General features: G+C 49.1%; 23 protein-coding genes. 12 read left to right on the top strand and 11 right to left on the bottom strand.

Annotated elements, in window-relative coordinates:
• Positions 1–4: 4 nt before the first annotated feature.
• From BHE85_RS06860 to rfaQ, 5 genes are read right to left on the bottom strand one after another with little or no spacing between them, the layout of a single operon-like run.
• A complete protein-coding gene (locus tag BHE85_RS06860) occupies positions 5–1,000 on the bottom strand; it encodes a glycosyltransferase family 8 protein (RefSeq protein WP_001001720.1) in 996 nt (331 codons plus the stop codon).
• A 16-nt stretch (positions 1,001–1,016) separates the two neighbouring features.
• A complete protein-coding gene (gene waaO / locus BHE85_RS06865; RefSeq protein WP_001272731.1) occupies positions 1,017–2,033 on the bottom strand; it encodes a lipopolysaccharide 3-alpha-galactosyltransferase in 1,017 nt (338 codons plus the stop codon).
• A gap of 15 nt (positions 2,034–2,048) precedes the next feature.
• Complete coding sequence (gene rfaP / locus BHE85_RS06870) at positions 2,049–2,846, bottom strand: lipopolysaccharide core heptose(I) kinase RfaP (protein ID WP_039064315.1); 798 nt, start codon at positions 2,844–2,846, stop codon at positions 2,049–2,051.
• Positions 2,839–3,963, bottom strand: a complete 1,125-nt coding sequence (locus BHE85_RS06875) for a glycosyltransferase family 4 protein (protein WP_000634269.1) — start codon at positions 3,961–3,963, stop codon at positions 2,839–2,841. Before BHE85_RS06875 ends, rfaP begins: the two co-directional genes overlap by 8 nt.
• On the bottom strand, positions 3,960–5,018 hold the full coding sequence (gene rfaQ / locus BHE85_RS06880) for a lipopolysaccharide core heptosyltransferase RfaQ (protein ID WP_000359319.1): 1,059 nt from the start codon (positions 5,016–5,018) through the stop codon (positions 3,960–3,962). Before rfaQ ends, BHE85_RS06875 begins: the two co-directional genes overlap by 4 nt.
• 412 nt (positions 5,019–5,430) lie before the next feature.
• Here rfaQ and waaA point away from each other — a divergent pair, with 412 nt between their 5' ends.
• Together waaA and coaD are read left to right on the top strand one after the other, a co-directional pair.
• A complete protein-coding gene (waaA, locus tag BHE85_RS06885; RefSeq protein ID WP_000891570.1) occupies positions 5,431–6,708 on the top strand; it encodes a lipid IV(A) 3-deoxy-D-manno-octulosonic acid transferase in 1,278 nt (425 codons plus the stop codon).
• A 7-nt stretch (positions 6,709–6,715) separates the two neighbouring features.
• Entirely contained in the window at positions 6,716–7,195 is a 480-nt protein-coding gene (gene coaD, locus BHE85_RS06890) for a pantetheine-phosphate adenylyltransferase (protein WP_001171866.1), read from the top strand.
• 38 nt (positions 7,196–7,233) lie between these two features.
• Here the strand turns inward: coaD and mutM are convergent, their stop codons facing one another.
• The 4 genes from mutM to radC all read right to left on the bottom strand — a co-directional run bounded on the left by mutM (position 7,234) and on the right by radC (position 9,450).
• A complete protein-coding gene (gene mutM / locus BHE85_RS06895; protein WP_001114533.1) occupies positions 7,234–8,043 on the bottom strand; it encodes a bifunctional DNA-formamidopyrimidine glycosylase/DNA-(apurinic or apyrimidinic site) lyase in 810 nt (269 codons plus the stop codon).
• 97 nt (positions 8,044–8,140) lie between these two features.
• Positions 8,141–8,308 (bottom strand): 50S ribosomal protein L33, encoded by a 168-nt coding sequence (gene rpmG / locus BHE85_RS06900; RefSeq protein WP_001051798.1) that lies wholly within the window; start codon positions 8,306–8,308, stop codon positions 8,141–8,143.
• 20 nt (positions 8,309–8,328) lie between these two features.
• A complete protein-coding gene (gene rpmB / locus BHE85_RS06905) occupies positions 8,329–8,565 on the bottom strand; it encodes a 50S ribosomal protein L28 (RefSeq protein WP_004987425.1) in 237 nt (78 codons plus the stop codon).
• A gap of 216 nt (positions 8,566–8,781) precedes the next feature.
• Positions 8,782–9,450: a RadC family protein gene (gene radC / locus BHE85_RS06910; RefSeq protein WP_001298959.1), complete on the bottom strand. Its 669-nt coding sequence runs from the start codon at positions 9,448–9,450 to the stop codon at positions 8,782–8,784.
• Positions 9,451–9,621: 171 nt separating this feature from the next.
• Here radC and coaBC point away from each other — a divergent pair, with 171 nt between their 5' ends.
• From coaBC to slmA, 3 genes are all read left to right on the top strand, one after another.
• A complete protein-coding gene (coaBC, locus tag BHE85_RS06915) occupies positions 9,622–10,842 on the top strand; it encodes a bifunctional phosphopantothenoylcysteine decarboxylase/phosphopantothenate--cysteine ligase CoaBC (protein WP_000050125.1) in 1,221 nt (406 codons plus the stop codon).
• Positions 10,820–11,278 carry a dUTP diphosphatase gene (dut, locus tag BHE85_RS06920; protein WP_000976070.1) on the top strand — a complete coding sequence of 153 codons (459 nt, stop codon included), beginning with the start codon at positions 10,820–10,822 and terminating at the stop codon, positions 11,276–11,278. The genes coaBC and dut overlap by 23 nt, the downstream gene beginning before the upstream one ends.
• Positions 11,279–11,384: 106 nt before the next feature.
• Positions 11,385–11,981: a nucleoid occlusion factor SlmA gene (gene slmA, locus BHE85_RS06925; RefSeq protein WP_000818601.1), complete on the top strand. Its 597-nt coding sequence runs from the start codon at positions 11,385–11,387 to the stop codon at positions 11,979–11,981.
• A gap of 36 nt (positions 11,982–12,017) precedes the next feature.
• On the opposite strand, the gene pyrE is transcribed toward slmA, so the two are convergent.
• Together pyrE and rph are read right to left on the bottom strand one after the other, a co-directional pair.
• The gene (gene pyrE, locus BHE85_RS06930; protein WP_000806161.1) at positions 12,018–12,659 is read right to left on the bottom strand and encodes an orotate phosphoribosyltransferase; all 642 of its coding nucleotides are present in this window, start codon (positions 12,657–12,659) and stop codon (positions 12,018–12,020) included.
• A gap of 65 nt (positions 12,660–12,724) precedes the next feature.
• The gene (gene rph, locus BHE85_RS06935; protein ID WP_001247093.1) at positions 12,725–13,441 is read right to left on the bottom strand and encodes a ribonuclease PH; all 717 of its coding nucleotides are present in this window, start codon (positions 13,439–13,441) and stop codon (positions 12,725–12,727) included.
• 126 nt (positions 13,442–13,567) lie between these two features.
• Between rph and BHE85_RS06940 the strand changes: the two genes are divergently transcribed.
• From BHE85_RS06940 to BHE85_RS06970, 7 genes are all read left to right on the top strand, one after another.
• The gene (locus BHE85_RS06940) at positions 13,568–14,431 is read left to right on the top strand and encodes a YicC/YloC family endoribonuclease (protein WP_000621321.1); all 864 of its coding nucleotides are present in this window, start codon (positions 13,568–13,570) and stop codon (positions 14,429–14,431) included.
• A gap of 190 nt (positions 14,432–14,621) precedes the next feature.
• Positions 14,622–15,881 (top strand): tyrosine-type recombinase/integrase, encoded by a 1,260-nt coding sequence (locus BHE85_RS06945; RefSeq protein WP_004987560.1) that lies wholly within the window; start codon positions 14,622–14,624, stop codon positions 15,879–15,881.
• Between the two features lie 95 nt (positions 15,882–15,976).
• Positions 15,977–16,825 carry a hypothetical protein gene (locus BHE85_RS06950; RefSeq protein WP_000735988.1) on the top strand — a complete coding sequence of 283 codons (849 nt, stop codon included), beginning with the start codon at positions 15,977–15,979 and terminating at the stop codon, positions 16,823–16,825.
• Positions 16,826–16,937: 112 nt separating this feature from the next.
• On the top strand, positions 16,938–17,141 hold the full coding sequence (locus BHE85_RS06955) for a helix-turn-helix transcriptional regulator (protein ID WP_001018038.1): 204 nt from the start codon (positions 16,938–16,940) through the stop codon (positions 17,139–17,141).
• Positions 17,141–17,572 (top strand): hypothetical protein, encoded by a 432-nt coding sequence (locus tag BHE85_RS06960; RefSeq protein ID WP_000412536.1) that lies wholly within the window; start codon positions 17,141–17,143, stop codon positions 17,570–17,572. The genes BHE85_RS06955 and BHE85_RS06960 overlap by 1 nt, the downstream gene beginning before the upstream one ends.
• Positions 17,573–17,585: 13 nt before the next feature.
• Entirely contained in the window at positions 17,586–18,395 is an 810-nt protein-coding gene (locus tag BHE85_RS06965) for an antA/AntB antirepressor family protein (RefSeq protein WP_000151282.1), read from the top strand.
• Between the two features lie 74 nt (positions 18,396–18,469).
• Positions 18,470–18,658, top strand: a 189-nt coding sequence (locus BHE85_RS06970; protein ID WP_000747015.1) for an IS3 family transposase, incomplete at its 3' end; no start/stop codon positions are given.

The raw sequence follows: 18,658 nt of genomic DNA on the forward strand, positions 1-18,658 counted from the left end.
TAATTTATTTCTTAAGCTTGTACTTAATTAATGAAGTTATGCCTTTTATATACTCACCATGGGCAAACAGATGCTTATATTGTTTCTGCATTTCTGCAACAGTCCGCGCCTCTTTAAGAGGATATTTCTTCCAGGGAGATTGTTCACGCGCGATATTAAAGTATGATGCAGACGGATATCCAGCCCAGCTATGCCATGGTTTAGTTATCCCTGTATAGTGAATCAACACTGTTTTATCGGTAATGGTTTGCTGATACTTTCGATGACTACGATCATAAAGTTCGTTTTTCAGGGTATAAATAGTATCAAAATCCTTCGCAAGGTAGATATTATTCATATTAAATGCGATATTCAACGCATCCTGATCTAAATATTTAAGAGAGCCATATTTAGTTTCCCCTCGTAAAAGTTTGAGTAAATACGGTGTCAAATTTGCTTCATGCCATTTTTTAAGATTGACATAGATAACGCCTGCATTGAAATAACGTCCATTCATTTCGGGAATGTTGAGGCGTTTTGCACATGCCGCCTGAGTACTATCATTGTCAGGAATGACCGCAGCAAACTCATCTTTAAATATAATTTCTGTGAGAGGTTTCAGGCTTCCTTTACAAACAACATCGGCATCCAGATACAGCAGTGTGGAAATACTTTCACTCAGATATTCAAAAGACAATACCCTGAAGTATGTCGCGTATGACCAAAACTGTGACGTCGGCAGATCAGCAAAGTATTTGGGGTCAATTAAATATACAATAATTGAGGTATTAAATTGTTTTGCTGTTTCATTAAATGACTTTAAATAATCATCATCCACATAATCAGTGAAAACATGAAAGACAAAATTAATATCTGAATTATTAATCAAAACGGAAGAAATTGAAACGCCAGCACCATACAAAAAATTCTTATCGATACCGTAGGAAACATTTAGCTCTGGGGCGTTTTCTTTTTTATTATCTGCTAAATACGAAAACCGTTCTTTTATAAATTCATTCATTTAACTTTTCTCAATTTCATTTTATTATCTTTAAATAAAAATAATAAATATAATTCATTATCCCGTTAATTGGTTTATTTTGTTTAAAATTATGCTTGGCGCAATAACGAGCATAGTTTGAGTTAACTGGCCGCATTAACGGTTCATTTTTCCAGGGCGATGCTTCTTTGGCTTTGATAAAAGGTTGCGCACTTGGATAACCGGCCCAGTAATGCCAGGGTTTTGTCGGGCCGACATAATGAATTAATACGGTTTCATCATTAATTGGACAAACAAATGATTTTTTTAATTCATAATTTAAACTAAATTGCGTATTGTATTTAGCATCAATGAATTTAACTTTCCCTAACAGGATAAGATTAAGGATATCTTGATCCATATAGGTGAAACGGGAAACGATGGCTTTATCAGCAAGCATCGACATCGCTTTAGCAGAAACGGACTCCTGCGCCCACGCTAGTGTATTAATTAACAGGACACCTGAATTAAAGTAGCCCTTTTCAAGTTCATTACACTGCAGACTTTGACCCCGTAACGACCACCAGTTAGCATCGCGTTCAGTAACAACAGCAGCAACGTTATTGGCAAGATCCATTGTTATCAGCGGCTTTAAGTTTCCCTGACAGGCGATATCAGCATCCAGGTAAAGGATCTTATCTTGTTGATCAATAAAGTAATCTGCAATTACAAAACGGAAATACATGGCAATAGACCAATTTTTGGTCGTCGGTAATGCCTTAAGCCGTTCACAATTTACTAGATGGATCTGGATACAGGTACGATAGCTTTTCGCCAATTGGGCTAAACGCTGGATATCGGCTTCAGGGATATCATCAATAAAAACGTGGAAAACAAAACTCACGTCGTTGTTATGTAACAAAACTGACGTGATTGAAACACCACAACCAAAAAGAAAGTTTTTATCAATGCCATAAGCAACATGGAATGATGATGCCACTGACGCCGCTGGCCTTTCATCGAAGATGATTGTCTTATTGATCATCTCTTGTGGATTAAAATAGTGGGCACTCATATTTCTCTCCGGAAATTACAACGATTTTCGAATCGTTCTTTCCCTGATTTTTGTGGCTTTTGCTTCTGCTTGCGACAGCAGTCCTTGTTCCTGCTTGAGAATGTCTTTAAGCGGGGTGGCAAAATACACTTTCATAAACCGCCAGATATCCCGCTGAGTCAGGCCAATATTCATTGAAGAAAAATAAAGCCCTATAAGATCTTTATCGCGCCAACGACGTGGAACGCGCGTGCGAAGCTGCGCCCGGTGTAGGTCAATTACCGAAATTTTTAACTCCTCTTCCTTACCGGAAAAAGGCAAGTGCAGCAGGAAATGACAGATATAACAGTCACGGTGGTTAATGCCCGCAGCATGCATATCGCGCACCATCGTCGCGACACGCTTAATAAGCATACGCTTTACGCGAACATCTGGTGGGTTGGTCGCCCAGTCAGCACAGTAATCTTCCAGACTGATGGTTGGGGTCAGATCTTCGGTAATAATAAACGAGGTTCTGCTCAGCGGATTAATACCTTTTTCGCCAAATGCCACCCCATACATAGTATCAACGCCGACATCCCGCAGTCGATGAATCGCACTCCATTCGCGGTCTGCGCCTAATACTGGCATCCGCAATGAGAGTAAATTTTTGATTATCTCTTTCAGGGTCGTGCCGCGATGCCATTTGAGAAAATAGCTTTTGCCCGCCATTTCAAATCGCAGAGTGCGGCGAGTTTCCAGTTCACGAAAAACCTCACCCTGCAAGGTTTTAACTTCCTCAAAAGGATCTTTACCGCGCCATAACGTGGCAAACGGCTCTTTAAGTTCAACCATCCAGACCACCCGTTATGATATCCGCCGCTTTCTCTGGCAGACTGTATAAATCTTGTGTATCAGCATAATGTCGCGCATTTTCCGCCCAGGCCTGGCGCAATGAAGATTGCGTTAACGCTTTGCGTAAAATCTCATTCAATGTTTCCTGGCGGAATGGCTCAGCAATAGCCTCGCCGCAATTGGCGTCGACAATATAATGCGCATAGCCACAAACGGCTGTTGTTAGTACCGGTAATCCTGCAGTAATCGCTTCCAGTAGCACAATTCCCGCTGCTTCCTGGTAGGCAGGATGCAGTAATAAATCCGCCGCCGCCATTAATTCCGAGACATCGTTGCGCCCCGAGAAGAAGTGAACATTACTGCGCACGCCGCGTTTTTCTGCCAGCGCCTCAAATTTTCGCGGTTTATCCTGTCCAACAACATATAGCAATGTGTTGTGGCGCAGCGAATCCGGTAACGAAGCAAGTGCTTCAATGGAACGATCGACACCTTTACGCGTGAAGTCTGAACCGACCTGCAACAATAAATATTGTTGTTCGGTTATTCCATTCTTCTTACGGAAGATTTCACGGCTATTAGCTGGCTGCTGGCTATATTTACGATCAGGATAAATCCCCGGTGGCAGAATATGAAAACGCTCCGCTTCAGTCTGATAATGTTTCTGGAAATCGGCGATTTGCTTATCTGTCAGCATCAGCAGCTGTGTCGGCTTGCCCTGTTCGAAGGTTGCCCGCTCAAAGGCGGCATAATGGCGATAACGTGACGTCAGGTGATAGAAAAAGCCTTTTTCCTGCGCGACTTTCTCGGCATAACAAACATCAGCGGCATAATAAACGTCCAGCCCCGGCATTTTGTTGAATCCAACGACTTTATCGACGGGATGTTCGCGTAAATGTTTTTGCACCCAGGCAAAATACTCCGCATTGCGCCCGTGATTGGTATGCGATTTAACCGGCACTTTGATCAGTTCAAATACATCAGGGTATTCGCCTTCCCACGACTGGGTATAAACCCGAACATGATGACCTCGGGCGGCGACTGTCTGAGCAATACGCATAAAATCGCGCTGCAAACCGCCAAAGGGAAAATATTTATATAAACAAAAAGCAACGATCATAACGACGTACCTGTCGTGGAGGAGGGCAGTAATTTATCGACAGCAGCAATGACATCTGCCGCCGGAATAACCGAAAGATACATCTCATTTCGGTCACGCTGATCGCGCGTTGGCATTTCCCGGTAATCTCCCGCCCAGAATTGAATCATGTTATTTGACCAGGGACGCCAGAAAATATGGTCTGTCGCACCAAACAGCGATATCAGCGGCGTATTAACTGCAGCGGCAATATGCGCCGGTGCGGAATCAACGCCAATAAACAGCTGCGCATGATCGATTAACGCACCAAGTTCCGGGAAGGTCACCTTTCCAGCCAGCGCCGTTACTGGTGGCGTCTGGCATCCCTGCGCAATTTCATTGACGCAGGCCAGATCGTCTTTATCTGGGCCGGACGTCAGAACAACTTCATAACCACGAGCATGTAAGGCATCAATCACAGCGGAAAACTTGGCGTTGTCCCAGCATTTGAAGATTTGCCGCGCCGTAGGTTGGATAACCACATAATTTTGTCCAACACCAGCATGATCAAGTTCGCGACGCATACGTTTCCAGCTTGCAGGCGGGTAACTCATGGTTGTCTGCTTCACCAACGAATCAACTCGCAATGGGGTCAGCACGGATAAGTTACTTTCCACCACATTTCCACCCTGCAACGGCACCAAATGGGTGAAACTTTTACGCCAAAAAGCAGACTGCCGATGATGATAATCCTGGGAAATTTTCACACGGGCATTTAATAAGCGAACCAGTATAGCAACCATCCATTGATCGGTGAGATTGACGATAAGGTCATACTTATTGGCACGTAATACCTTGATGAGATGAAAAAAGTTGGCAATTTTTTCTGAGGCTTTTGCTTTTTTATTTTTTATGCCGTAGAGCGCGTTAATCTCTGGATTTTCAGACAGGATCGGGATGGTGTCCTGATAAAGCAGCACATCGATTTTTGCGTCAGGGTAATTTTTTTTCAGCGAACTAATGACGGGAGTAGTTAATAACATATCCCCATGAAAACGCATCTTAATGAGCAAAATTCTTCGAAATAGCTTATCCACAAGTAACTCTTTTTGTTGAGATTATCCGATTAAGGTGAAGCAGAAAAAGCACGCTACCGCCCCAGGCTCAACAGCTACCTGAATACTGATACCGCACTGATATTGACGCGCTAGTGTATCACTTCTTTCGCGGCAATCCGACCCGAATGATTTTTAAGCACATTGTTGATTTTCAATAAAGAAATCAATCAAATAAAATCATTAGCAACCATATTCTTTCACTGTTGCTCTGCGATTCCTTCCTGCACGTACAGCAGAAATCAATGAATCGCATAAAAATACAAAAAAAGTATAGATGTTCAGCAAGAATTGGCGGGTAAATTGCTATTTAAGTCAAAAACGGGAAAAGTAATGGTAAAGCCACAGCTAAATACATAGAATCCCCAGCACATCCATAAGTCAGCTATTTACTATGCTCGAATTGCTTTACACCGCCCTTCTCTACCTTATTCAGCCGCTGATCTGGATACGGCTCTGGGTGCGCGGACGTAAGGCTCCGGCCTATCGAAAACGCTGGGGTGAACGTTACGGTTTTTACCGCCATCCGCTAAAACCAGGCGGCATTATGCTGCACTCCGTCTCCGTCGGTGAAACTCTGGCGGCGATCCCGTTGGTGCGCGCGCTGCGTCATCGTTATCCTGATTTACCGATTACCGTTACAACCATGACGCCAACCGGTTCGGAGCGCGTACAATCGGCTTTCGGGAAGGATGTTCAGCACGTTTATCTGCCGTATGACCTGCCCGATGCACTTAATCGTTTCCTGAATAAAGTCGACCCTAAACTGGTGTTGATTATGGAAACCGAACTATGGCCTAACCTGATTGCGGCGCTACATAAACGTAAAATTCCGCTGGTGATCGCGAACGCGCGACTCTCTGCCCGCTCGGCCGCAGGTTATGCCAAACTGGGTAAATTCGTCCGTCGCTTGCTGCGTCGTATTACGCTGATTGCCGCCCAAAATGAAGAAGATGGTGCACGTTTTGTGGCGCTGGGCGCAAAAAATAACCAGGTAACCGTTACCGGTAGCCTGAAATTCGATATTTCTGTAACGCCGCAGTTGGCTGCTAAAGCCGTGACGCTGCGCCGCCAGTGGGCACCACACCGCCCGGTATGGATTGCCACCAGCACTCACGAAGGTGAAGAGAGTGTGGTGATCGCCGCACATCAGGTATTGTTACAGCAATTCCCGAATTTATTGCTCATCCTGGTACCCCGTCATCCAGAACGCTTCCCGGATGCGATTAACCTTGTCCGCCAGGCTGGACTAAGCTATATCACACGCTCTTCAGGGGAAGTCCCCTCCACCAGCACGCAGGTTGTGGTTGGCGATACGATGGGCGAGTTGATGTTACTGTACGGCATTGCCGATCTCGCCTTTGTTGGCGGTTCACTGGTTGAACGTGGTGGGCATAATCCGCTGGAAGCTGCCGCACACGCTATTCCGGTATTGATGGGGCCGCATACTTTTAATTTTAAAGACATTTGCGCGCGGCTGGAGCAGGCAAGCGGGCTGATTACCGTTACCGATGCCACTACGCTTGCAAAAGAGGTTTCCTCTTTACTCACCGACGCCGATTACCGTAGTTTCTATGGCCGTCATGCCGTTGAAGTACTGTATCAAAACCAGGGCGCGCTACAGCGCCTGCTTCAACTGCTGGAACCTTACCTGCCACCGAAAACGCATTGAGGTTGTTATGCAAAAACGGGCGATTTATCCGGGTACTTTCGATCCCATTACCAATGGTCATATCGATATCGTGACGCGCGCCACGCAAATGTTCGATCACGTTATTCTGGCGATTGCCGCCAGCCCCAGTAAAAAACCGATGTTTACCCTGGAAGAGCGTGTGGCGCTGGCACAGCAGGCAACCGCGCATCTGGGGAACGTGGAAGTAGTTGGGTTTAGTGATTTGATGGCGAACTTCGCCCGTAATCAACACGCTACGGTGCTGATTCGTGGCCTGCGTGCGGTGGCGGATTTTGAATATGAAATGCAGCTGGCGCATATGAATCGCCACTTAATGCCGGAACTGGAAAGTGTGTTTCTGATGCCGTCGAAAGAGTGGTCGTTTATCTCTTCATCGTTGGTGAAAGAGGTGGCGCGCCATCAGGGCGATGTCACCCATTTCCTGCCGGAGAATGTCCATCAGGCGCTGATGGCGAAGTTAGCGTAGCGTTTATGCCGGATGGTATGCGATCCGGCGCGCATGAATTACTTCTGGCACTGCCGACAATAAAACGTTGCCCGCTGCGCATGTTTAGTCGCCACAATCGGCGTACCGCACACCCGACACGGCTCACCTTTTCGCCCGTAAACCTGCAATTCCTGAGCGAAATAGCCCGGTTTACCATCACTTTGCAGAAAATCTTTCAGCGTTGTACCACCCTGCTCAATCGAACGCAGCAACACCGCTTTAATCACCCGAGCTAACAATTCACACTCTGCCAGCGACAGTGATGACGCCAGCCGATCCGGATGGATCCCCGCCGCAAACAGTGATTCGCTGGCATAGATATTCCCTACCCCTACCACCAGCTTGTTATCCATCAGCCACGGTTTAATCGCCGTTTTTTTCTTCGCGCACTTCTGATGCAGATACTCACCATTGAAATCGTCGCTAAGCGGCTCCGGTCCAAGATGGGCCAGCACATTATGCCCTTCCAGCTCTTTGGTCCACAGCCAGGCACCAAAGCGGCGCGGATCGGTGTAGCGCAGCACTTTGCCGTTGCTCATCACCAAATCCACATGGTCATGCTTTTCAGGGGGAAGTTCTTCTGGAAGGATGCGCAGGCTGCCAGACATCCCTAAATGAATGATAATCCAGCCCTCAGGCAGCTCCAGCAGCAGATATTTAGCCCGCCGCTGCACGCTAAGCACTGGTTGGTCGCTTAAACGGTAGATCTCTTCTGAAACCGGCCAGCGCAAGCGTCCGTTGCGCACCACTGCATGAAGAATGGTTGCACCAACGAGATGCGGTTCTATGCCGCGGCGGCTGGTTTCAACTTCGGGTAATTCAGGCATAGCATCTCCAGGAATGAACAGATGCAGTCAATATGGGGGCAAGCAGATAACAAAAAACCCCGCCGGAGCGAGGTTTTTTGTTACATCAAAGCGAGAATTATTTGATTTTCGCTTCTTTGTAGATCACGTGCTGGCGAACAACTGGATCGAATTTTTTCAGTTCCAGTTTTTCCGGCTTAGTACGTTTGTTCTTCGTAGTGGTATAGAAGTGACCAGTACCAGCAGAAGAAACCAGCTTGATTTTCTCACGAATACCTTTAGCCATGATTTATTTCCTCTAAGTACTTAGTACTTTTCGCTACGGGCACGCAGTTCAGCCAGAACTGTATCGATGCCTTTTTTATCGATTACACGCATACCTTTAGCAGATACGCGCAGGGTGACAAAACGCTTCTCGCTCTCAACCCAGAAACGGTGAGAGTGCAGGTTCGGCAGGAAACGGCGTTTAGTCGCGTTCAGTGCGTGGGAACGGTTGTTACCGGTCACCGGACGCTTGCCAGTAACTTGGCAGACTCGGGACATGTCTATTCTCCAAAAATCAAATTAGCTCGAGCTTCGTATGGGGTATTGGCGCCTCGTCAGGCTTTACAGCCCAGTCATCGCAGTTCTATGTGAACTCTCGATTGCCAGGCCCAAATGCCAAACCCGAGATTCTCAAAGGTGGCGTAGTATACGCTGACTCAGCGATGTGCTCAAGTCCCGAACAGACAAAGATCCCGAAGGATCGCGCATAGCGGGTTAAATCCAGCCGCGTTCGGCAAAAGAAACATACTCTCCACGCCCAATCACGATATGGTCGAGCACGCGTAAATCCATGAACTGACAACTCTTTATTATCCGTTCAGTAATGAGTTTATCCGCTTTACTGGGTTCAGCACAACCCGAAGGGTGATTATGTGCAAGGATCAGCGCCGAGGCGTTTATTTTTATCGCTTCGCGGATAATTTCCCGAGGATGGACTTCAACATGGTTTAGCGTGCCGGAAAAAAGACGGCTATGCGTTATAACCCGGTGTTGTGAGTCGAGAAAGATCACCATAAAGATCTCCCGCTCCTCACCCGTAAGCTGGCTTTGTAAAAATTCCCGCGTCATCTCCGGGCTGAGTAAAGGGCTTTCTTCACGCATCCGCACGTTGTAGTAACGCCGCGCCAGTTCAGCAATCCCCTTTAACTGGGCAAATTTCGCCACGCCAATTCCATGAACGCCACTAAATTGTTCATATTCAGAGGTTAACAAGCCATAAAGAGAGCCGAAATTCTCCAGCATCTCTTTTGCCAGGGTTAATACATCTTTACCGCGCGTTCCGGTACGCAGAAATAGCGCCAGCAGCTCGACATCCGTTAAGGCGCTAATACCAAACTTCAGCATTTTTTCGCGCGGCATCAACAGCTGTGAATTGTTTTTCACCTTCACCTCCTTTGTGGTGCTCGCATCCTGTCATAGCCGTTCCGTTAAATCGACGGCCAGTTTTCAATCCTGGAAAGCGCCTCGCAAAGTGATTCTCAGGTGAAGGCACGACAACAAAAGTATTGTGATAAAATCGCCAACTTCTGGTGTCACCCAACAGGAAAAATCATCATGAGCCTGGCCGGTAAAAAAATCGTTCTCGGCGTTAGCGGCGGTATTGCTGCCTATAAAACCCCTGAACTGGTGCGTCGTTTGCGCGATCGCGGGGCCGACGTCCGCGTAGCCATGACCGAAGCGGCAAAAGCCTTTATCACCCCACTTAGCTTGCAGGCGGTTTCTGGTTATCCCGTTTCCGACAGTTTGCTGGACCCGGCAGCCGAAGCCGCTATGGGCCATATTGAGCTGGGTAAATGGGCTGATTTAGTGATTCTCGCCCCTGCCACGGCAGATTTGATTGCCCGTGTTGCTGCCGGAATGGCGAATGACCTGGTATCGACGATTTGTCTGGCTACACCTGCGCCTGTAGCCGTGCTCCCCGCCATGAACCAGCAGATGTACCGTGCCGCTGCCACGCAGCATAATTTAGAGGGGCTTGCTTCCCGTGGTTTGCTCATCTGGGGGCCAGACAGTGGCAGTCAGGCTTGTGGTGATATCGGTCCTGGGCGAATGCTCGATCCGTTAACCATTGTGGATATGGCGGTGGCGCATTTTTCGCCCGTCAACGACCTGAAACATCTGAACATTATGATTACCGCCGGTCCGACGCGTGAACCGCTCGATCCCGTGCGTTATATCTCTAATCACAGCTCCGGCAAGATGGGTTTTGCTATCGCCGCTGCCGCTGCCCGTCGTGGCGCGAACGTCACGCTGGTATCAGGTCCGGTTTCACTACCGACGCCACCGTTTGTTAAACGTGTTGATGTGATGACCGCGCTGGAAATGGAAGCCGCCGTGAATGCTTCTGTACAGCAGCAAAATATTTTTATCGGCTGCGCCGCCGTGGCGGATTATCGCGCAGCTACCGTGGCCCCAGAAAAAATCAAAAAGCAGGCCACGCAGGGTGATGAATTAACAATAAAAATGGTTAAAAACCCCGATATCGTCGCAGGCGTTGCCGCACTAAAAGACCATCGACCCTACGTCGTTGGATTTGCCGCCGAAACAAATAATGTGGAAGAATACGCCCGGCAAAAACGTATCCGTAAAAACCTTGATCTGATCTGCGCGAACGATGTTTCCCAGCCAACTCAAGGATTTAACAGCGAAAACAACGCATTACACCTTTTCTGGCAGGACGGAGATAAAGTCTTACCGCTTGAGCGCAAAGAGCTCCTTGGCCAACTATTACTCGACGAGATCGTGACCCGTTATGATGAAAAAAATCGACGTTAAGATTCTGGACCCGCGCGTTGGGAAGGAATTTCCGCTCCCGACTTATGCCACCTCTGGCTCTGCCGGACTTGACCTGCGTGCCTGTCTCGACGACGCCGTAGAACTGGCTCCGGGTGACACTACGCTGGTTCCGACCGGGCTGGCGATTCATATTGCCGATCCTTCACTGGCGGCAATGATGCTGCCGCGCTCCGGATTGGGACATAAGCACGGTATCGTGCTTGGTAACCTGGTAGGATTGATCGATTCCGACTATCAGGGCCAGTTGATGATTTCCGTGTGGAACCGTGGTCAGGACAGCTTCACCATTCAACCTGGCGAACGCATCGCCCAGATGATTTTTGTTCCGGTAGTACAGGCTGAATTTAATCTGGTGGAAGATTTCGACGCCACCGACCGCGGTGAAGGCGGCTTTGGTCACTCTGGTCGTCAGTAACACATACGCATCCGAATAACGTCATAACATAGCCGCAAACATTTCGTTTGCGGTCATAGCGTGGGTGCCGCCTGGCAGGTGCTTATTTTCAGGGGTATTTTGTAACATGGCAGAAAAACAAACTGCGAAAAGGAACCGTCGCGAGGAAATACTTCAGTCTCTGGCGCTGATGCTGGAATCCAGCGATGGAAGCCAACGTATCACGACGGCAAAACTGGCCGCCTCTGTCGGCGTTTCCGAAGCGGCACTGTATCGCCACTTCCCCAGTAAGACCCGCATGTTCGATAGCCTGATTGAGTTTATCGAAGATAGCCTGATTACTCGCATCAACCTGATTCTGAAAGATGAGAAAGACACCACAGCGCGCCTGCGTCTGATTGTGTTGCTGCTTCTCGGTTTTGGTGAGCGTAATCCTGGCCTGACCCGCATCCTCACTGGTCATGCGCTAATGTTTGAACAGGATCGCCTGCAAGGGCGCATCAACCAGCTGTTCGAGCGTATTGAAGCGCAGCTGCGTCAGGTATTGCGTGAAAAGAGAATGCGTGAGGGTGAAGGTTACACCACCGATGAAACCCTGCTGGCAAGCCAGATCCTGGCCTTCTGTGAAGGTATGCTGTCACGTTTTGTCCGCAGCGAATTTAAATACCGCCCGACGGATGATTTTGACGCCCGCTGGCCGCTAATTGCGGCACAGTTGCAGTAATATGACGCCGGATGACTTTTCATCCGGCGAGTTTCTTTAAACGCCAAACTCTTCGCGATAGGCCTTAACCGCCGCCAGATGTTCCGCCATTTCCGGCTTCTCTTCCAGGTAAGCAATCAGGTCTTTCAGGGTGATGATAGAGATCACTTTGCAGTTGTAATCACGCTCAACTTCCTGAATCGCCGAAATCTCGCCGCGCCCCCGTTCCTGACGATCAAGCGAAATCAACACGCCAGCAAGCGTCGCGCCATTAGCCTGAATAATCTCCATCGATTCGCGAATCGCCGTTCCGGCGGTGATCACATCATCTACCAGCATTACGCGTCCTTGTAACGCGCTACCAACCAGATTGCCGCCTTCACCGTGGTCTTTTGCCTCTTTGCGGTTAAAGCAGTACGGCAGGTCAAGGTCATGATGCTCCGCCAGCGCCACGGCGGTAGTGGTGGCAATCGGGATCCCTTTGTAAGCAGGGCCAAACAGCAGATCGAACTCAAGGCCGGAATCCACCAACGCTTCAGCGTAAAAACGGCCTAACAGTGCCAGATCGCGCCCGGTATTAAACAGCCCGGCGTTGAAGAAATAGGGGCTTTTGCGCCCGGACTTCAACGTAAACTCGCCAAACTTTAACACCTGCTTGCCAAGCGCAAATTCAATAAACTGGCGCTGATATGGTTTCATGCCTTCGCTCCTCATCTTACTTTTCTACAGACAAAAAAAAGGCGACTCATCAGTCGCCTTAAAAATCAGTTTGCCAGCGCCGCCTTCTGCGTCGCTACAATGGATTCGATTCCCCCTCGGGCCAGAGCCAACAAGGTGAGTAGCTCTTCATGGGTGAACGGCTCGCCTTCTGCCGTCCCCTGCACTTCAATGATGCGCCCGTCTTCGGTCATCACTACGTTCATGTCGGTCTCTGCGGCAGAGTCTTCAACGTATTCCAGATCGCAAACCGCTTCGCCGTTCACAATTCCGACAGAAACTGCGGCTACCATCCCTTTCATCGGGTTGGTTTTCAGCTTGCCGTTTTCCACCAGCTTCTGTAGCGCATCTGCCAGCGCCACGCAGGCACCCGTAATCGACGCGGTACGCGTGCCACCATCAGCCTGAAGCACGTCGCAGTCCAGCGTAATGGTGAACTCACCCAGCGCTTTCAAATCTACTGCCGCGCGAAGAGCACGGGCGATCAGACGCTGGATTTCCATTGTGCGTCCACCCTGCTTACCTTTCGCCGCTTCACGAGCGTTACGGGTGTGGGTAGAACGTGGCAGCATGCCGTACTCTGCGGTGATCCAGCCCTGGCCCTGACCTTTCAGGAAGCGCGGCACGCCTTCTTCAATAGAGGCGGTACACAACACTTTGGTATCGCCAAATTCGACCAGCACCGAGCCTTCTGCATGTTTTGTATAGTTACGAGTCAGGGTAACGGGACGCACCTGATTATTGCTACGGCCTGCTGGACGCATATTGAAATCTCCGGCTTGAAACAAATGTGGCTGCGCATTATACGGACTTCCGGCGGTTATTCCTATCCTGACAAGGCATCGATGGCTATAATCCTTCCACCTCTCCTTTTATAAACAGGAACGTCTATGATCCGCAGTATGACCGCCTACGCCCGGCGTGAAATCAAGGGTGAATGGGGGAGCGCAACCTGGGAAATGCGCTCGGTAAACCAGCGTTATCTGGAAACTTACTTTCGTCTGCCGGAGCAGTTCCGTAGCCTTGAACCTGTCGTTCGCGAGCGTATTCGTTCTCGCCTGACGCGCGGTAAAGTGGAATGTACCCTGCGCTATGAGCCAGATATTAGCGCGCAAGGTGAGCTGATCCTCAACGAAAAACTGGCTAAACAGCTGGTAACTGCCGCGAACTGGGTAAAAATGCAGAGTGACGAAGGGGAAATCAACCCGGTTGATATTCTACGCTGGCCGGGCGTGATGGCAGCCCAGGAGCAGGATCTTGACGCCATTGCCGCTGAAATTCTCGCGGCGCTGGATGGTACGCTGGACGACTTTATTGTCGCGCGCGAAACCGAAGGTCAGGCACTGAAAGCATTGATCGAGCAGCGTCTGGAAGGCGTCACCGCCGAAGTGGTCAAAGTCCGCGCCCATATGCCGGAAATCCTGCAATGGCAGCGTGAGCGTCTGGTCGCGAAGCTGGAAGATGCTCAGGTTCAGTTGGAAAACAACCGTCTGGAGCAGGAGCTGGTTCTGCTGGCACAACGAATTGACGTTGCCGAAGAACTGGACCGCCTGGAAGCGCATGTCAAAGAGACCTACAACATTCTGAAGAAAAAAGAAGCCGTTGGTCGTCGTCTGGACTTTATGATGCAGGAATTCAACCGCGAGTCGAACACTCTTGCGTCGAAGTCTATCAATGCCGAAGTGACAAACTCCGCGATTGAGCTGAAAGTGTTGATTGAGCAGATGCGCGAGCAGATTCAGAATATCGAGTAAGCTATCAGCAACATTTAGGACAACGCATAAATCACACCAAGCCCGCAACCCAGCGGGCTTTTTTGTTATCATGGGCTATCATAAAGACGCAACAAAGCGCATGATTATGGTGTACACAAAGGTGTACCCAATGAGGTTTGGGTACATTGCTTTGGGTACACCCCCTATTCAAAGTTTGGATATTCGCAAAATGCCAAAACTAACAGACATGCAGATCCGCGCATGGATTAAGAGCGGAGAGCGATTCGAGGGGCGGGCAGACGGTAACGGTTTATACCTACGTTACCGTGAAGCCGACAAAACCCCCACATGGAGATTCCGCTATAAACTCGCAGGGAAGTCCCGCGCCATGCTAATTGGTTCGTATAGCGAGCTATCACTATCAAAGGCCAGAGAGACAGCCAAAGAGCTATCGGCTCGCGTTGCGCTGGGCTATGACGTTGCAGGAGAGAAGCAGAAGCGCAAAACCGAAGCACTGGCGAAGATGGAAGCAGAGAAGAACGCTATGCGCGTTTCAGAGCTTGCCGCTGAATACTTTGAGCGTCAGATCCTCCCGCGCTGGAAGCACCCCGATATACTCCGCCGCCGTATCGACAAAGATATAAACCCCTGCATTGGCAGCATGAAGGTAGAGGACGTGAAACCGCGCCATATCGATGACATGCTGAAAGGTATTGTTGACCGTGGAGCGCCGACCATAGCAACGGACGTGCTGAGATGGACGCGCCGCATATTCGACTACGGAATCAAACGGCACGCGCTAGAGATTAACCCCTGTTCAGCCTTTGAGGTGGCAGACGCCGGAGGGAAAGAAGCTGCCCGTGACCGCTGGTTAACCCGCGATGAGTTAATCCAGCTATTCAAAGCCATGCGCACGGCTAAGGGATTCAGTCGCCAGAACGAAATCACGTTCAAATTACTGTTAGCGTTATGCGTCCGCAAAATGGAATTATGCGCCGCACGATGGGAAGAGTTTGATTTAGATGGTGCGGTATGGCATTTGCCGGAAGAACGCAGCAAAAACGGAGACCCTATTGATATACCTCTACCTTCCCCAGCCGTTGAATGGTTGAGAGAGCTACACACCTTTTCATGTAATAGCGCATGGGTGCTTCCGGCCAGGAAGATGCAAAACAGAATGATCCCACATATTCAGGAAAGCACTTTACCCGTAGCACTGGCTAAGGTTCGCGCCGAAATGCCGGATGTGCCTAATTTCACGATTCACGACTTTCGACGCACCGCACGTACTCATTTAGCAGCGTTGGGTGTTGATCCTGTTGTGGCGGAACGATGCCTCAATCATCGCATTAAGGGCGTAGAGGGGATTTATAACCGCCATCAGTATTTTGATGAGCGTAAAGCAGCACTGGCACAGTGGGCTGATCTGCTGGTGGCACTGGAAAGCGGAAAAGACTACAACGTAACGCCTCTCAGAAGGGCGAACTAACTGAATAGATTGAGCCTAGCTCGACGGGGCGAAAAGCGGGAAGCCTTACCGCCTGGCTCAATCACAAAATAAGGCGCAGCGTAAAAGGTGACACAATGAAAAAATTACCACCCGCCCCTTTTTTCAGGCTTAACAGAGCAGCCGAATTATTAGAAATAGATATTGATGATCTTTTGATTATGGCGGCGGCAGAATCTATATATTTGAGCGCGTACCTTTGCGGCTACGACGGCACATTACATAGCATCGCGAGTCTTTACCGCAATTGCTCTTTATTCCCAGACGTCAAAGAAGACTGCTTATTACTTGCCGACATAATCACTGAAGTAGAGGACGAAAAAAGCTTTAAGGCAGGCGTTGTAAATCATATAGATTGCCATGTGCTTGGGCTATGGCATGTTAACGCCTCCTATATACTCGACATCGCAGGGCTTGATTCTATTGACACTCCCGCACGCATATTCAGCCCCGCACACAGAAAAAGAGAACTAGACGTAAGTGCGAATTATTATTTTTTTCTCGATTATACAAAACATGCCTTCCACGAAATATCCGTAGAGGATTTGTACATAACAAGGCCGTGGGTTGAATATATCGGCGAATGCATGGACAAAAACCAGCCCATATACAGCCCCGAAACTCGCATAAACTTACAAGCTCTTTATGAGGATGTTAAAAACGTTGAGCACGGAAACAGAGAGCGCCACAGGCAAAAGCGCGAAATTTGCCTCTTGGCGTTGATTTATGTGAAGCGGCACTACCCAGAAGAGTGTAAAGGGAAGAACGGGAAGGAAACCAACGAAGCATGGGCGAACGCCACAATAAACCACTGGGCGCTTTTGGGGGGCGGCTATGATGAGCCATCCATAGATTACCTGAAGAAACTCATAGCCGACGCAGACAGAACACCGGAAGAACGCACCACGGCAGGGAAAAAAAGGTGATAGTAAATTTTACTATCACGATAGTAAAAAATACGATCATTCCTTTTTGAGCGTGCACGCCATTAAATACCCGTAACGAAGCAACAACTATCGCTAAGAGGTTACGGGAATCATGAACATCGACACTATCCCTACAAAAGGCTATATCAGACGCTTCCGCCTGGCTGAATTGCTGGGCGTTAGTGTATCCACCATCGACCGTAAAGTAAGAAACGGTTCACTACCACGTCCGGTAAAGCTGGGAGAAAAAATAACTGCGTTTGATGCGGTTGAGATTCACAACTGGCTGGCAGAACGCCGCGGGAAGGTGGCCTGATGGAAAAGAAAAACCGCCCATTACAGGCGGCTAATTCAGATATTCGCGTATCTGATGTTACGCCCCTTACAAAATCCCTTCAAGCACCAAAGCGCACACCGAAAAAGCATCGTGCCAGAGTCTATATGCTGCGTACTGGTATAGAGGGATGGACAGAAAATGACATTCTGCGTTATTGCCGCCTTTCGTCTGGAAGGAACTACGCCAGCGAGTTAGAGCGCAGGCTTGATATTCAGCTTGAGCGTATAGACGAAAAGAACCCCGACGGGATAGGGTCACATTTACGCTATCGCTTTACCGGGCGCGGTGACGTTCTAAAAGTTATTCGGCTTGTGAACCATAACGCCGACGCTGGCGGCTATCAGGGACTTTCTCAGCCTGAAATTGCCGACATTCTCAATCTATACCCGGACAATCTCACCGCCGCATAACGGAGCCGAAAATATGACTATCGAAAAAAGCCGATTCAGTTCGGGGGCCGCCCCGCAACCCAACGTTAACACGGGAGTAATTAACGGCAACGACTTTGCCGCTATTGTTCCCGTTATTGCCGGACGCATTGGCGGGCGTGAAGCCAATATTGTGAGCGCTAAGGCGTTGCATAAAGCGCTGGGGGTGGGCCGCGACTTTACTAACTGGATTAAAGGCCGAATTGACCAGTACGGTTTTATTGCCGGAACCGATTTTATCCGTGTTGAAAATTTGAGCACGCCAAAACGGGCGAGCGCAAAAACTCGCCAGCAAATAGAGCATGATTACCTGCTATCGCTGGATATGGCTAAAGAAGTGGCAATGGTTGAACGCAACGAGCAGGGCCGCGCTATCCGCCGTTATTTCATCCAGTGCGAGGAAGAATTACAGCGTAGCGTGCCTGAAATCGCCGCCCGCTATCGTCGCCAGCTAAAAGCCCGTCTCAGTGCCGCAAACAACTTTAAGCCAATGTGCGATGCGCTGAATATGGCCCGTGCCGAGATGGGCAAAACGACGCAGCAGCGCCACTACAGCAACGAGAGCAACATGATCGCCCGTATCGTGCTGGGTGGCATGACGGCGAAGCAGTGGGCGCAGGCAAATGGCATTACTGGCGAACCACGGGACAGCATGAACGCAGCACAGCTTGAACACCTCGCCTATCTCGAAAGCACCAATATCACGTTAATTGATATGGGCATGGAATATGAGCAGCGCAAAGGAGAACTCACCCGCCTGTCGCAACGCTGGCTCGCTAAACGTCTGGAGGTAAACCATGCGTAACCTGAAGTGGCACACTGAATTTGGCCACCTGAACAGAGGTGATATGCTCACCTCAGAACAACACAGGTGCTCCAATGAAAAAAAGAAATTTTAGCGCAGAGTTTAAACGCGAATCCGCTCAACTGGTTGTTGACCAGAAATACACGGTGGCAGATGCCGCCAAAGCTATGGATGTTGGCCTTTCCACAATGACAAGATGGGGCAAACAACTGCGTGATGAGCGTCAGGGCAAAACACCAAAAGCCTCTCCGATAACACCAGAA

It is taken from the genome of Shigella sp. FC1567 (assembly GCF_001743015.1).
GTDB classification, from domain to species: Bacteria; Pseudomonadota; Gammaproteobacteria; order Enterobacterales; family Enterobacteriaceae; genus Escherichia; species Escherichia coli.